Source organism: Vibrio inusitatus, assembly GCA_024346935.1.
Taxonomy (GTDB): Bacteria; Pseudomonadota; Gammaproteobacteria; order Enterobacterales; family Vibrionaceae; genus Vibrio; species Vibrio inusitatus.
Genome location: AP024878.1, coordinates 1,494,455 through 1,509,333 on the forward strand (window position 1 = coordinate 1,494,455; position 14,879 = coordinate 1,509,333).

General features: G+C 41.8%; 15 protein-coding genes. 8 read left to right on the forward strand and 7 right to left on the reverse strand.

All coding sequences use genetic code 11. The features are described 5' to 3' along the window. Positions 1-248 precede the first annotated feature (248 nt). Positions 249-800 (reverse strand): outer membrane beta-barrel protein, encoded by a 552-nt coding sequence (locus OCU48_RS06860; RefSeq protein WP_141345269.1) that lies wholly within the window; start codon positions 798-800, stop codon positions 249-251. Between the two features lie 496 nt (positions 801-1,296). On the opposite strand from OCU48_RS06860, the gene OCU48_RS06865 reads away from it, so the two are divergent. The 3 genes from OCU48_RS06865 to OCU48_RS06875 all read left to right on the forward strand — a co-directional run bounded on the left by OCU48_RS06865 (position 1,297) and on the right by OCU48_RS06875 (position 5,042). Then, a complete protein-coding gene (locus OCU48_RS06865; protein ID WP_141345270.1) occupies positions 1,297-1,986 on the forward strand; it encodes a VV20781 family protein in 690 nt (229 codons plus the stop codon). Between the two features lie 118 nt (positions 1,987-2,104). Next, the gene (locus OCU48_RS06870) at positions 2,105-3,748 is read left to right on the forward strand and encodes an SgrR family transcriptional regulator (RefSeq protein ID WP_141345271.1); all 1,644 of its coding nucleotides are present in this window, start codon (positions 2,105-2,107) and stop codon (positions 3,746-3,748) included. 217 nt (positions 3,749-3,965) lie between these two features. Further along, on the forward strand, positions 3,966-5,042 hold the full coding sequence (locus tag OCU48_RS06875) for a threonine aldolase family protein (protein WP_141345272.1): 1,077 nt from the start codon (positions 3,966-3,968) through the stop codon (positions 5,040-5,042). Between the two features lie 67 nt (positions 5,043-5,109). On the opposite strand, the gene OCU48_RS06880 is transcribed toward OCU48_RS06875, so the two are convergent. From OCU48_RS06880 to OCU48_RS06895, 4 genes are all read right to left on the reverse strand, one after another. Next, positions 5,110-5,520, reverse strand: a complete 411-nt coding sequence (locus OCU48_RS06880) for an SH3 domain-containing protein (protein WP_244312283.1) — start codon at positions 5,518-5,520, stop codon at positions 5,110-5,112. Positions 5,521-5,875: 355 nt separating this feature from the next. Further along, positions 5,876-6,349 (reverse strand): single-stranded DNA-binding protein, encoded by a 474-nt coding sequence (gene ssb / locus OCU48_RS06885; protein ID WP_141345273.1) that lies wholly within the window; start codon positions 6,347-6,349, stop codon positions 5,876-5,878. A 100-nt stretch (positions 6,350-6,449) separates the two neighbouring features. Next, positions 6,450-8,051, reverse strand: coding sequence for a DNA recombination protein RmuC (locus OCU48_RS06890; protein ID WP_141345274.1), 1,602 nt, complete (start codon positions 8,049-8,051; stop codon positions 6,450-6,452). A gap of 12 nt (positions 8,052-8,063) precedes the next feature. Further along, positions 8,064-8,414, reverse strand: a complete 351-nt coding sequence (locus tag OCU48_RS06895) for a hypothetical protein (protein ID WP_141345275.1) — start codon at positions 8,412-8,414, stop codon at positions 8,064-8,066. Between the two features lie 109 nt (positions 8,415-8,523). Between OCU48_RS06895 and OCU48_RS06900 the strand changes: the two genes are divergently transcribed. Then, entirely contained in the window at positions 8,524-9,528 is a 1,005-nt protein-coding gene (locus tag OCU48_RS06900; RefSeq protein WP_141345276.1) for a helix-turn-helix transcriptional regulator, read from the forward strand. On the opposite strand, the gene OCU48_RS06905 is transcribed toward OCU48_RS06900, so the two are convergent. Continuing rightward, positions 9,529-10,539 (reverse strand): adenosine deaminase, encoded by a 1,011-nt coding sequence (locus OCU48_RS06905; protein WP_141345277.1) that lies wholly within the window; start codon positions 10,537-10,539, stop codon positions 9,529-9,531. It lies immediately after the preceding gene. 18 nt (positions 10,540-10,557) lie between these two features. Further along, positions 10,558-10,980, reverse strand: a complete 423-nt coding sequence (locus OCU48_RS06910) for a P-loop nucleotide/nucleoside kinase family protein (protein ID WP_141345278.1) — start codon at positions 10,978-10,980, stop codon at positions 10,558-10,560. A 224-nt stretch (positions 10,981-11,204) separates the two neighbouring features. Between OCU48_RS06910 and OCU48_RS06915 the strand changes: the two genes are divergently transcribed. From OCU48_RS06915 to OCU48_RS06930, 4 genes are all read left to right on the forward strand, one after another. After that, positions 11,205-11,657, forward strand: coding sequence for a dCMP deaminase family protein (locus OCU48_RS06915; protein WP_141345279.1), 453 nt, complete (start codon positions 11,205-11,207; stop codon positions 11,655-11,657). A gap of 15 nt (positions 11,658-11,672) precedes the next feature. After that, positions 11,673-12,647 carry a Gfo/Idh/MocA family protein gene (locus tag OCU48_RS06920; RefSeq protein ID WP_141345280.1) on the forward strand — a complete coding sequence of 325 codons (975 nt, stop codon included), beginning with the start codon at positions 11,673-11,675 and terminating at the stop codon, positions 12,645-12,647. A 90-nt stretch (positions 12,648-12,737) separates the two neighbouring features. Further along, complete coding sequence (locus OCU48_RS06925; RefSeq protein WP_141345281.1) at positions 12,738-13,700, forward strand: hypothetical protein; 963 nt, start codon at positions 12,738-12,740, stop codon at positions 13,698-13,700. 43 nt (positions 13,701-13,743) lie between these two features. Then, positions 13,744-14,877 carry a BamA/TamA family outer membrane protein gene (locus tag OCU48_RS06930; protein WP_141345282.1) on the forward strand — a complete coding sequence of 378 codons (1,134 nt, stop codon included), beginning with the start codon at positions 13,744-13,746 and terminating at the stop codon, positions 14,875-14,877. Positions 14,878-14,879: the final 2 nt, after the last annotated feature.

A 14,879-nucleotide genomic window follows, 5' to 3' on the forward strand; every position in this document is an offset into this window, starting at 1 on the left:
ATCGTCTTCATTAATAGTTTTACCACAACACAGACAGACTGGCTCTAAATCTGTTGGCATCATGATAAGAATACCGCAATGGGGGCATAAATCGCTTTGTGTATACATAACGCTGTACTTTGTTGGTTAAGTTGTGCTCATCATACTGGTTATTAGCGACATTTATCGTCCCTAATTACTATTAAGGTACTTAGTACGATTATGTATCACAAAAAACCCACTTTTTTATTAGTGGGTCTTAGAAAGGGCTATTTAAATTTGTAACCTACATCTAGCATAAACTGATTCGCGTCTAAGTCCCCAGAGAACTGCTCTGAATACCCAAGATTCGTTACAACGTGGTCGCCAAACTGAGTTTCTACACCGACGGCTGCTAAGAACCCATTATCATGCTCTTTGAATTTCCCTGCTTCCAATTTGTCCCAAGACCAACCTGAAGTCAGATAGGGTTTTATTGTGATGCTTTCAGAAGCATGGTAGGGGTAATCAACACCTATACTTGCCTGATAACGCTCAAGATCTGCATCATAATGACCTACAGCATCATCTTTTGATGTTGTACTAACGCGGAAGTCTGTAAACAAATACTCTTTCCAAGAGCGAACCAAATAACCTCTTGAAAATACGCTATAACCATTCAGGCTTTTGCCATCAACATTGTCTTGTGCGTAACCCGCTCCCAATGTGATGCCAGAGAAGAAACCTGTACCTTCATCAGAAGAAGCATTACCTGCTTCACTTGCGTTAGCTAAACCCGCAACTAACGCGACACTTAAGACTGCCCATTTAATGTGCTTCATTGTGATCTCTCCTGCAAAATAATTAGGAAAGATTCTACAATTGGATACATACTTAAAAGGTGAACAGTTATTGCACAACTGTTCACCTTTTTGTTTATTGCATAATGCAATAGACCACACATTTTGGTAAACCTAATGAACCGCCTTAGCCGCACACGAAGAGCTCGTATTGGCCGACAATGTAAACATAAGCAGAGAATGCAGCAGAAACAGCACCGCAATGCATTTCACGCTTGGAGTCAGAAAAAAGACTAATTGCACTGTAATCCTTACCAGTTTAGTGAAGACTATATATCAAACCTAAATGTCGCCTGTTATGGCGACATTTCTTTGTTCGCCGTTGTTTATACTAGAACTAAAAACTTCGCTCGATAATAGATAAACTTTCATCTCTTCATATCCATAAAAGCAGAACAACTTAGAAACCTCTATTCCTCTTTATTCCTATTAAGTTTTCATAGAATCCTTCCATCAATCAAACATTGCGTGGATGATTATGAAAAAAATTACGTTAGCTCTACTTATTACTAGCAGTCTTTTTGGCTGCGCTTCTACTGCTATGATGGTTAAATCTGACGCTGTTGCTGCACAACCCGTTTTACCCATCACAGTGAATGGCAAATTTGGCGGCTTTGGAGATCAGGGTACTTTCGCGGTTTCTGAGCTGTACACTGGCCGATTCTCCCGAGATGCTACAAAATCAAGTTGGTTTGGTGTTGTAGGTTCAAGTGATGGCAATATGGTTGCTACGATTGACAGCAAGAGCGGTTCTCACTGGAAAATACAATGCAATGGCGAGCAGTCCAGCTTTAATCTCGGTTCAATTGCCATGTCCGATAGCGACCCATTCCAATGTGAGATTACTCAAGACGGCACCTCTGTAGGTCATTACCAAATCAAAACAGAGAAAAGCATGCTCGGGGCAAGTAAAGAGTTTGGCTTTATTACTCTAAATGGAACCAGAGTAGAACTTGCAACAGTCAAACACGCTGAAGGCTCAGCATTTGAAGCAGGACAACCGCTTGGATACAGTTTTACGCTAGACGGAAAAGAAGTGGCGGCGACTCAAACCAATGGTTCTATGACTTTACAGATGCTGCCAAAGATTACCGAAAAACAGCAAGACGCCATCGTTGTGGGAAGTATCGCAAGTGCGTTGAGTTGGAGACCCGATAGCGATTCGTAAGCCAATCAGCGATTACCGGTTTAATGCGGGTCAACCTCCCCCCTATAGGTTGACCCTCATTAAAGGTGAACTATATTCTCAGTATGATTATTTATTGTTCATCTTAATAGGCGCCACCATGGTAAAATCACCAAACACCATTCAACTCAATCGCCTCAAGCAACTGGACCGTCACTTTGGAACGGTTCTTTCTGTAGTGGACAGCCAAACCTTGGCTCAAATTATGTCTTGCTCCACTCGGAATGTAGCCAAAACGATGAAAAATCTAGCAGAATTAGGCTGGATAGACTGGCAACCAGGACGAGGGAGAGGAATTAAAACTCAACTTCAAATAGTGCGTTCATTTGATACTGTTCTAATCGATGTCATCAAGACTTACATCGCTGCGGGTGAACTCAATGAAGCGGCTCGATATGCGGATATTTTCCACTATCAAAAAGTCTTCAAGCAAAATTTACCTGAATGGATTGCCGAGTTATCCAACGAGAATCAGAGTTCCGATAAACTTATATCTCTAGTGCCTTATTCACTTCCTAACGCTCACCCTATGCATATGGTGGATCGAAACGCAGGGATAACGGTATCAGCTATGTTTGATACACTCATCGATTTCGAACCTTTGAGTGGTGATTTTACCCCTCGCCTTGCTCATCAATTTTATCAAGAAGGTCTAACACACTACTTTCGCATCCGTCCCGATGTACATTTCCATAATGGAGAACGACTAACACCTGATCACGTTCAGCAGGTACTGCTTGCCCATAAGAAGATTAATATAGTCGGTAGTGAATTTTATCAAAGTATTGAAAGTGTCAAAGTGAATCGTCAATGGGTAGAAGTTACCCTCAGCTTTGACGACCCAATGTTTCTGCACACTGTCGCCGATATCCATGCGTCAATATACTTAGATAATCCTGCAGAACCGAATTTTCCTTTCGGCACCGGAGCTTATCATTGGGGCACAAAAACCATTGATCATTGGACATTAATAAAGAACACGGGATATTTTGCTCAGCATGGCATTCTTAAATCTGCAGAATTTTGGCATGTATTAGAAACCCATAAAACTTCTGTAGGGCATCTGTTAGAGTTTGAAGCTTCAGAAACACGAATAGACAATGCCTCATCATTGTTAGGGGCCAGTATAGGTTGTAAAGGTCTATGCATGAGTCAAAAACTCGATGATGGAATTAGAAAATCCCTCGCGGTTGTTGTGCAAGATGTCTTGCAGCAACACTATCAAACGCGTCATTCTCTTTCCTCGTCTCTGTTCAATAGTTCTGTCGCACTTAAATCGAGCGAACGTCCATACAGTAGTGAGCCATTAGAACTTCCTAACTCATTAAAAGTCCACAACACGAACAGTGAGGTATTGCAACACCTATGGAATCAACTCACTGAACAAAACATAGAAATAGAATATGTCGATGACCTCTCCCATGCTGATGTGTGGATTGAAAACTTCTTGATTGGCGCCGACCCAATTTTTGACCATTATTATTGGCTTTTGCTCAGTGCATCCGCTAAGCAAATGGTCTCTTCTTTCAAGCAGCAGCAATGGCTTACGGAAGTGCAGAAGGCACACAGCCTAAAAGATACACTGTCACTCATTGAGCGACGTTATTTGGAACAATATAGGGTCATCCCACTGTGGACAAAGTCCTATGCTTTTCGCGGTCATCAAACCCTAAGAGGGACAATTATAAATAGTCTCGGCTTTATGGATATCACCCAGATTTGGTTTGATAAAAGAGAAAGTTGAGACAAATAGTTGCGCCATTGGCATGCATAATTATACCAATCACAGTAAGTAAGTGATCATAAATAGCGCAGGATAAACGCTAGATAACAAGGCAGAATTTTTTGATAAGTAGTTATTCTACAATCAAAAATTCTAACGCCGTTATCGAGTATTTTAACAAGCTAGGGTGAACAGTTATTTACTACGATTGGTATTAAACACACAGGAAAGATAAAAAATGACAAAAAACCTTAGAGCCGAATGTAGCCTTATCATTTCTGGCCACAACACTCCTTCCCCCGCGGAGCTTTTCTCTCAAATGGCTACGTGGTGTGAAAACAATAACATTCAACATGATGTGTATGGTGAAGGCGACTTAATCCAGCGTTTTGAAGACAAAATTGCAAAGCTTCTTGGCTATCAGTCGGGTCTATTTGTCATGACAGGTACACTGACCCAACCAACCGTATTGGATCTCGTCTGCAGACAAAAACGCAATAAGCTTGTTGGCATGCACGAAACGAGTCATATTTTGCGCCATGAGAATCAAAACTATCAACTGCAACAGCGGTTCAATATTCTAAATTTAGGTAACCGTTACCGCCCTTGGACCGTCGAAGATCTAGCATCCTGCCCAGATGAATTATCCGCCGTACTTTATGAACTGCCTATGCGTGAAATTGGTGGACAATTGTTGCCTTGGGAGGAACTGCAAGCCATCAAAGCTTACTGCAAAGACAGCCAGATACATTTACATATGGACGGGGCTCGCTTGTGGGAGTCTGCCGCGTTCTATAATAAGCCCTACCACGAAATCGCATCCGGTTTTGATACTACCTATGTCTCTCTTTACAAAGGACTAGGCGGACTTGGCGGTTCAATTTTACTGGGTGATGAAGCATTTATTTCGTTGGCAAAGAAGTGGATGCAACGTCAGGGGGGCAATGTGTACCACAGAACCCCTTATATAGTTTCAGCAGCCATGCAATTTGATCAGCGTTTAGAACAAATGCCCTTATTGTATAAGCGTACAAAAGCACTTTATTCACTCATCTCCCAATACCCAGAATTCACACTTAACCCTATAGAACCTCAAGCGAATATGCTGCATCTGATTTTACCCTTTGATTATGAATCAGCGATTGAACTTAGAGATCAGCTCGCCCAAGAGCAAGGGGTATGGTTAGGCTGTCCACAAGTAACAGGAAACCCTCACCAGTCAATGATTGAGTGGTATGTTGGCGATACCCTACTCAATCTAGAGGACTCACGATTGATTGCAATATTAGATTGGTTATCAAGCAAAGCTCACTAAACACTAGTGCCCAATTTCATCTCGAGAAATTGGGTTGCCTCTTGGGTGTTTCACCTGAGTACATTCGTTATCGAGCAGAGAGATAATCGGCGTGAGACCAAGCCCTAACCCCATTTACTTCAACTAACCACCAGCCATTCTGCTTCATGTAAACATCAACAATCTGGTTATGCTTCAGTTTATACAAGATCTTTGCTTTTGCATTGGGCTCTAAGCGTGCATTAAGCTTTGTCGCGAGCACCTTAGCCTGTAGCATTGGCGTTTCAGTCGGCTCAGTTTGAACTACTTTAGTGTTCGCAGAATAATACTCATCAGCTGACACTGTGCTCGCATCATTACCTATGAATAGAGATAAGCCACCGCCTATCATCACGACAACCGCTAACCCGTGCCCATATGGATTCTGTCTGTGAGCTGTCGCACGCTTATCGAGTTGTGAATTCTTGAGTACAGCCCTTTCGCTTTGTAGTAAGCCCATAAAATACCATTGATAACAAAGCGTAATAGAGCAAGAAATGCCTCAATAGCGATGATCAATAATTTAATAAATCCCATTATTAAAAAGAAGAAACTTAAACCTACTAAGATATCCTCAAAAATACTGCCACACTCTTCGTCACACATGTTTGTTCCTCATTGATTTCCAGTCTTTAGCAATAAAGCTGACGTCATAATTGTTTCTATTCGTGCACAGCAGTAAGTGCCATGCCTTGTTGCTAATCGGTACAAGATAGCGACAATAGAGACATAAAGTGTCTGTAACTTTCAATCACAGCAACTAAAAAAGCTCAACATAACGTTGAGCTCAATGAGTAAAAATCGTGTTCAAAAAATTAGAACGGTATATCGTCGTAATCATCAGGGCTTGGCGTAAACCCACTATTCGATGTAGATGGATTAGTAGTAGTATTTCCACGGTCAAATTGATTGACTGAATTGCTCTGCTCGCCTTGCTGGCGACCACCAAGCATTTGCATCGTACCGTTGAAACCCTGCACAACCACCTCTGTGGTATAGCGCTCTTGGCCCGACTTATCCTGCCACTTACGCGTTTGCAATTGGCCTTCAATATAGACTTGAGAGCCTTTGCGAAGGTGATTCCCAGCAATTTCAGCAAGCTTTCCCATAACAGAAATACGGTGCCATTCCGTTTTTTCTCGCTGCTGACCAGTCGCTTTATCTTGCCATGTCTCCGACGTTGCTACTGTAAAATTCGCCACTGCGTTACCGTTTGAGAAATGACGCAATTCAGGGTCAGTGCCCAAGTTGCCTACGATAATTACTTTGTTTACGCCACGTGATGCCATTGTTGTTCCTTTATTATTTGCTTATCTCGTTGGAGATATGAGACCGATGCTTTTATTACTGATTGTCTTAAGTATAGTGTGTGCGGTTTTAACCGCTGACTTAGTTATTACTGTGATCAATCACTGTGAGCTCGGGAGCCGAATGGGGGTACTCAAGCTCTAAGTTCGCCTTTTCGACTAATTCCGCTGGCAGCTCTCTAGTAACTGCAACACCAAGCTCTTTAAACTCCGACGCTTGCTTAATAAGGTTACCCTTACCTGTATGCAACTGCCCAAGCGCTCTGTCATACGTTTCTTTAGCTTTATCTAATTGCTTGCCTACTCCTTCCATTGAATTTAAAAAGGTATTGAGCTTGGAATAAAACTTCTCAGCGCGATTCGCCAATTCGGCAGTATGTTTATTTTGCTCTTCAAATCGCCACAGCTGTCTCACAATATTCAAACTGGTTAACAAGGTGGTCGGAGTCGCCACAAGAATATTTTTTTCTAACGCAGACTGAAACAAGTTGGAGTCTGCTTTTAAAGCCTCTACATATGCAGATTCAATTGGTATAAACATGATCACAACTTCTGGTGAGTTTATACCCGGTAACTTACTGTATTCTTTTGCCGCCAGTTCATTAATTCGGTCTCGCACTGCTGATGCATGTTCTCGCAGCGCAATCTCTCGTTCATTCACATCTTCAGAGTTCACATAGCGCGTATAGGCATTCAGTGAGGTCTTAGCATCAATAACCAAGTGTTTATTTTGCGGAAGATAGACAATAGCGTCGGGTCTAAAGCGTCCCTCTTCACTATCAATGCTGACCTCTCGTTTGTAGTCTGTACCAAGGCGCAAACCTGAGTTATCCAGAACATTCTCAAGCATTAGTTCGCCCCAGTTGCCCTGCACTTTTTTCTCACCTTTGAGAGCGGTGGTGAGTTTATCCGCTTGGTCTGTGATTTCTCGATTCAGCTTTTGTAGGTTCTGCAGTTCTGTACGCAATTGCACTCGCTGCTCAGTCTCTTTGCTATGAATGTCCTCAACCTTGCTCTTAAATCCTCGAAGTTCTTGATGAATCGGGTTCAAGATTGAGCTCATGCTTTCGGTATTAAGCTGCTTAAACGCCTGCCCTTTGCGCTCTAATATTTCGTTGGCTAAACGTTCAAACTCTTTGCTGAGTTCTTGCTTGCTCTCTTTGAGCAATGCAATTTGCTGATCAAAGTGCGACTGCTTGGTCTCAATCTCCATGTTAAGTTCTCCAATCTTACCCATGGCATTGGAGTACTTATCATTTAACTCACGAAGCTCATTGTTAAGTGCCAAACTTCTTTGACTTTCGACCTGCAGTTCTTCTAATTTAGCTTTGAAACTGGCCGTTGCTGAACTTTCTGCCACCTTTGCAGCACTCAGTAATTCAGAGTTTTGACGCAAAGCTTGCTCTCTCTCACTAAGCTGTTTTCTATAGGTATGCTCAGAAACTCGTACAGATTGCAGTTCAGATCCCAGTTGAGCACAACGTACTTCTAAGTCGCTCACGTCTTCTTGAGCATGATCTAGTTTTTTCTGTGCACTCTGTGCAAGTTCGGATTGATTTGCTAACTCTGCATTCGCTAGTTCCAATTCAAGCCTCAACTGTCCAACGGGACGCTGTGCTATCCAATACGCGATAGCTGATGTCAGCAATACTACTAAGCCAAAAATCACATAGGTTAATGTCATTATAATTCCTTGTTAATTAGTGCATCTAACCGTGCCAAGAGAGTCTTTGCGACAAGTAGAACCGTCGCTTCCCCGAACTGTTCCCAGAGAGTCTGTGCGCCAACTATTGCCTTTGTTATCCCTTACTGTCCCTAACGAATCAGTACGGTAAGTTGTTCCGTCACTGCCTCTTACTGTGCCTAAAGAGTCCGTGCGCCATGTATTACCCTTGTTGTCTCTTACCGTACCCAATGAATCGGTACGATAAGTCGTGCCATCGCTACAACGAGTAGTACCTAGTGAGTCTGTTCGACAAGTGTTATCGGCTAGTGCGCTAAATGCGGTGACCAATACAAGCATGTTTATTGCGAGAGCAGATCGCATATTTTCTGTTCCAATTAACGATTACATTGTTAATTATGGTCGATATAGAGACAAAAACTGTCTCTTTAACTAGAATATGCAACGTTATCTGATGAGAAGGTGTAAAGCAATGTCCAAAACGTTTGAGCGCTATCAACTCGTTCTACAAAATATCCCCTGCCACCCAGATTATGTTACTAGCCTTGAGCTGCGCCAAATATTGCTTTCAAAAGATCTTATTGATTCAACCCTTGATGATAAAAGTCAGATGAAAACAGTACAGAGAGTTATTAATAAAGTCGCTTCAGATTATTACTGCGTTGATATAGATACCGACAAACGCCCTCATCAGATAAAAATAGCTCAAGGCCAGCATCACCCCATTAATCCTGCCGCCATGAGCAGTGTCCTTTCTCTGCAAATCATTGAGCATGAGGTATTAGAAATGTTACCTCCTACCATGCGTAAAGAAGTTTCCAATCTTATTAGTACAGGTAAAGCAGAAAGAGACAAAAGGATAGAGCTTTGGAAGGAGCGCTTTAGCTACGCACCCATCGAATTCCAGCTTACCTCACCTAGCTTTGATGAATCCCTAATAGACACTATCGAACAAGGCATATTAGAAAAACGACTGCTAAAAATGAAATACAGAAAACGAGGTAGCCTAAATGATGAAATGTACAATGTTGAACCACTCGGTATTGCTCTGCACGGACGCAGTTTTTATCTACTCGCAGTTAAAGAGAACAGTCAAGATTACCGCACCTTTGCAATCCATAGAATCACAGATATGAAGCTAGGCTTTACTGTTCTAAAACCCCATAAATCCTTTAGTGCTAAGCAATACATTGAAGAACATGTGCCGCACTTTTCTGGAGGAAAATACACTGAAGTCATACTCAAAATCAATAACTATGATGGCTTACATCTCATTGAAGAAACTCAGATTTCTGAGTGCCAATCTATTGTTGAATCCGATGAAAAGCACACCACTATTAAAGCAAAGGTTCGTGATAGTTTAGGCTTTGAATGGTGGTTAATGAAAAATGCTAACCTTGTTGAGGTGATTCAGCCTTCGCACATCAGAGACAAGGTCATCAGTAACCTGACCTTGGCTCTCGGCAAATATCAATAGTCAGTGGATTCCTTGAACAAGATAACCCTCTAAATGCCGCAACAAATCTTGTTTGCGACTTTCGCTAGCAAAGCTTGCCTTAATTGCATTACGAGTAAATTGGGCGAGTTCTTTTGATTCCACTGGATGAGTCAGCGCTATTTGGTGAAAGTTGTCCGTCATATAGCCACCAAAATACGCAGGATCATCTGAATTAATAGTCACACAAAGACCTTGATGTAATAACTCAACGATGTTGTGCTCTTCCATACTATCAAATACTTTCAATTTAACGTTGGACAACGGGCAGACCGTCAACGGCATTTGCAGTACTTGTAGCGTCTCGATAAGTTTTGGGTCATCGACACAACGGACTCCATGATCAATACGAGATACTCCAAGCAGCGTCATCGCATCTTGAATATTGCTTGAAGGCCCTTCTTCTCCAGCGTGAGCAACCGTAAGAAACCCTTCGCTTAGTGCCAATTGAAATACCCTTTGAAACTTCTCTGGAGGATGTCCAGATTCAGAAGAATCAAGACCTACTGCAATGATTTTATCTTTGTGAGTTAAAGCATATTGCAGTGTTTCAATTGCTGATTCTTCATCAAGATGACGCAAAAAACACATAATTAAATGGCTAGTTATCCCTAGATCTTCATGAGCCTTGATAAGAGCACTATGGATACCGTTCACAACCGTATCAAACGATATACCTCTGGCAGTATGGGTTTGGGGGTCAAAAAAGATTTCAGTATGCATTACATTATCTTGATGACACTTTTGTAAGTAGGCCCAAGTTAAGTCAAAGAAATCTTGCTCTGAAATCAGTACATTTGCCCCTTGATAATAAATATCAAGAAAGGATTGCAGATTATTAAACTGATAAGCCTTGTGAACCTCGTCAGGTGAAGCAAAGGGGATCTCAATATTATTTCGTTTTGCTAGTTCGAACATCAGTTCAGGTTCTAACGTACCCTCAATGTGCAAATGAAGCTCTACTTTCGGTAGGCCTTCGATAAACTGTCGCAATACCACTCTCCTTGTGTATTAGTTCTTAAGTGATTTTAGATGCTTTTTTAGATCTCGTGGTAAGACGTCCCAACGCTTGCGCATTGCTTCAATCTTGTCTAGCGGAACATTATGAACATTGTCAAATGTCCCTCCACATTCATAGATATCCAATTTAGCAGAGCATTGCTTAGCCATTCTTTGGTACGGTCTAATCTCCCATACTTGGGTGAAGGTATTAGATACCACCACAGAATGCCCTTGTTTGAGATGCATAAGCGTTTGTTTTTGACACCAAAGATGAGCGACTCCAAGCTGACTTGGTTCAAATTGATACCCTTCGTCTTTCTCATCTGTGAAGTACATATCTGCTTCTAGGTGAACGAACCCATCTTCTCGCGTTATCTTTTTGGCTAAAGTGGTCTTGCCTGAACCAGGCAATCCACGAATGAGAACTAACAAATTTATACATTACCTATGATATTAATCATTAACTATTGGCCCAAACAAACCAACAGGTCAACCTCGATGCAAAGATTCACCTAAGCTAAGCTAACCAATCTCTTGGGTAGATTACAAACAGATACGCTTGATCAAACAAAAACGTTTTGGCTTACAAGGAATAACAGTTAAGCTAAAACCCATTAGATTAACGTTGTACTTTCAGTTAAATCAAGGAATTAAACATGCTAACGAAATGGGCAAAGCGCTTTTATCAGATGTCTGAACTAGTTGCCTCTTGGAGCAAGGACCCCTCCACTCAAGTTGGAGCCGTAATCACCAAACACAACCGTATTGTCTCTGTTGGCTTTAACGGATATCCCCACGGTATTACAGACAGCGCCGAAACTGACGAGCGTGATATGAAGTACTTGAAAACCTTGCATGCTGAGGAAAACGCAATTTTGTTCGCAAAGCGTGATTTAGATAGTTGTGAGATTTGGGTAACGCATTTTCCTTGCCCAAACTGTGCAGCGAAGATCATTCAAACAGGCATCTCTGCGGTACACTGTCCAGAACAAGAACCTGATTTTCTCTCTCGTTGGGGAGACAAGATCAAAGTCAGTGAAGATATGTTTAACCAAGCAGGCGTTACTATTGATTGGTTGCCACTAAAAGAACTCAAGTCTGATGACTAACAAATAGGATAACGGATGATCAACTGGGGAATTATCGCACCGGGGCGCATTGCTAATCGCTTCGCGGAAGCATTTACCGCTATCAATGATGGCACTCTGTATGGTGTTGCGAGTCGTAATCGCACTAACGCGGAATCTTTTGCCGAGCAGCACAAAATAACGCATGTGTTCGATAGTTATGCAGAGCTCATTAACTCCCCAGAGATTGATGTCATTTATATAGCCAGCCCCCATCAGTTTCATTTTGACACTGCTAAGCAATGTCTTGAAGCGGGCAAGGCTGTACTGTGTGAAAAGCCTCTGACTGTGAATGCCACCCAAGCTAAAGCGCTATTTCAAATTGCTAAAGACAATAACGTCTTTCTAATGGAAGCGTTGTGGAGTCGGTTTCTTCCTACTTGGCTTGAAGTTAAGCACTGGGTAGAAGAGGAAAAAATAGGAAAATTGGAAAATATCCACTCTACTTTTGGTTTCAAGGCAGAGCGCAATTACGAAGACCGTTTATTTAATCCTAAACTTGCTGGTGGCGTGTTGTTGGATGCAGGAATTTACAATATCTCTTTGACCCAGTATTTAGCTAAGCGAGAGCCCCAAAGTGTCTCGTCCCATGTGTTTGTTGGCGAAACAAAGGTTGATGAACGCTGCTCTGCCACTTTAGATTACGGTGACTTCACAAGTCAGTTCACCTGCTCTTTTAGATCAAATCTAGATAACAGCATGACCATTTATGGTAGCGAGGGAAAAATAACCATTGATGGGGCTTTTTGGGATGCGACGAAAGCAACACTAGAGGTATATGGTAAAGACCCAGTTAAGCTTAATTTACCTCATGAAAGTTCAGGCTTTGAGTATCAAATTCGTGAAGTTCAAAGCTGTTTGCGAGAAGGCAAATTATTCAGCAAAGTGATACCTCCTGAGCAAACAATTGCAACTTTACACCTTATCGATGAAATACTAGGCAAGGTGCATATAAAACACCCATTTAGTTAATTCTAAATCTGTGTAATTTCTCACTTTTTTGTTCAAAAGGTATATAATTGCGTTATCCGTATCACAATTTTCTACCTTTTGGATTTCTGAATGGAACTTAGACGTTTCTCTACTGCCGCCGCCATTATTGGCACTGCTTTCACTCCCACCTATTCATATGCCTCATCATTTGAACTGCCTATTTGGAAGTCAGAAGCAGAAGAGCGTGGTTACATTCTACCTAAAGCGTTTGGACTTAGCGTTGGATACATGAAAGTTGAACAAGGGATTAATGTCACGTCGATAGATCTACATGGCATTAAAGATAGTCTTGGCAACGAAGGTACACCAGGGTTCCCTGGTGTTTGCAATCCAATTACTGGTGACTGCCTAATTCCACCAATTCCTGGAATTCCTGCTGATATTCCAATTAATAGCATAGACATTGAGACTATTGGTGGTTACCAAGAAAGTGAAGTTTGGACTGTTCGTGCGGATATGTGGTTGTTCCCATTCTTAAATTTTTATGCCATTGCAGGAAAGATTTCTGGATATTCTGAAACGGATATCATAGTAAACGTGAATTATGGAAACGATCGCAACTTAACCCTACCTCAACTTCCGTTCAAGTTGGATTTAGATGGCAATATGTATGGTGGCGGTTTCGTAGTCGCGGGTGGATACGAAGAATGGTTCACCATTATTGATGCAAGCTACACTAAGACAAATCTTACGGTAATTGATGGTGGTATAGACTCTATCGTAGTTACTCCTCGTGTTGGTTATGACTTTACAAATCATGGTCATCCAATCCGTGTTTGGGTCGGTGGTCAGTATCAAAATATCCAACAAACCTTGAAAGGGGATTTGCGTGATATTTTCCCTGCTGAGTTTGTAAACATGATCGAAGCAGATGGTGAAACAGCAGGTTTTGTTGTTCAACAAGAACTGGAGAACGAGTGGAACACCGTTGTCGGTTTCAACTACGTAATTAATCCAACTTTCAATATCATCGGTGAATTTGGCTTTGGTGATCGTCAAAGTTCATTCATTTCTTTGGACACCCGTTTCTAATGACTCATACTTTCTCGCCAAGCTTTGGTACCGCTGTCATTCAATGAAAGGTATCTCCAAATCTCCATTGCTTTTTCTGTGCGCCTCTACCTGTGCATATGCGCAAAATCATAACCTTACTGATGAAGGTACAGGTTGGTTTGAAGATGTATTGGAATTTTTCGGTTCAAGCAATGAAATAGACCTAACAAACGGTATGGACTGGGGAATTTTGCCCGGTCCATTTGCAAACCCAGAACAAGGTGTAGGTATAGGTGTTGCTGCCGTTGGTTTGTATGCACCACAGGGGCTAGAAAAAAATCAAATATCCACAGTAACCTTAAGTGGCTATGTTTCTTCAGAAGGGACTTACGGTATTGGTGTCGACAACACCACCTTTCTAAACGAAAACCAATGGAAATTAGGCTTAATGGCCAGACTTTCGCAAACCCCAAGTAAAGTTTGGGGCATTGGTAAAGAGAACGCCGAGAAAGAAGGCAACGAAACCGAGCACGAAGCACTCTACCTAAGCGTTGAGCCTACAGTCGCCTATCAATTTATTGACAATTACTTTATCAAAACCGGCTTTACTGCGGAGTTTCTATATCACCAAAGCGCAGATGGAACTGCACTAGAGCCTGAGCAACTTAAAAACAAGACTAATCTTGGCATTATTCTTGGCATCCAATATGACACCCGCGATTACGAAACCAATCCGTATACTGGGCGACTTGTTAGTTTGGAGCATCGCTGGTTTATAGAAGCCTTTGGTGCTGACTATAAATACGAAGAATACACTGTAAATTATCGTGAATATTGGACCCTATATGATGAAAATGTCTTGGCATTCGACTACTTTTTACAAGGGCTAAGTGATGATGATCTTCCTTGGTTTGCAATGAGTAAACTGGGTGGAGATAACCGGATGCGTGGCTACTACTATGGTCGCTACCGAGATCGATATCAAATGGCTACGCAATTAGAATATCGACATAAATTCACTGATCGACATGGCGCTGTCGTATGGGGTGGCGCGGGAAACATAGCCTCACACTTTGATGAGCTTTTTAAAGACAGTTGGCTTCCGACCTACGGTGTCGGCTATCGTTTCGCCTTTAAACCAAGAGTAAACGTCAGGTTAGATTTAGGATTTGGCGATGAAACCACTGTTTACTTCAATATTCACGAAGCATTCTAAAT